The organism is Nocardioides sp. CF8 (assembly GCF_000389985.1).
Taxonomy (GTDB): Bacteria; Actinomycetota; Actinomycetes; order Propionibacteriales; family Nocardioidaceae; genus Nocardioides; species Nocardioides allogilvus.
The window spans coordinates 4,213,246-4,213,519 of the sequence record NZ_CM001852.1 but is presented as its reverse complement, the minus strand read 5'-3'; the positions used below and the strand labels follow the sequence as shown (position 1 = coordinate 4,213,519).

1 protein-coding gene is annotated in these 274 nt (G+C 68.2%); it reads left to right on the top strand.

The genetic code is table 11. From position 1 onward, the window contains the following. A partial coding sequence (locus tag CF8_RS23755) for a transposase (RefSeq protein WP_036491713.1) occupies positions 1–256 on the top strand: 256 nt, incomplete at its 5' end. Positions 257–274: the final 18 nt, after the last annotated feature.

Below are 274 nucleotides of genomic sequence, written 5' to 3'. Positions count from 1 at the left end.
GACCCAGATCTGGTCCAACAACCCCGCCGAGCGGTTGAACCGCGAGATCCGACGCCGCACCGACAGCGTCGGGATCTTCCCCAACCGCACCGCGATCGTCCGACTCGTCGGCGCCGTCCGGGCCGAGCAGACCGACGAATGGGCCGAGGGCCGCCGCTACCTCGGACTCGACGTCCTCGCCCGATGCCGCATGAACCTCGTCCCCAACACCGAACCCGAGATCGGAGCCCACGACCTGCCCGCACTCACCGCCTGAACCACCAACGAAGGAGAA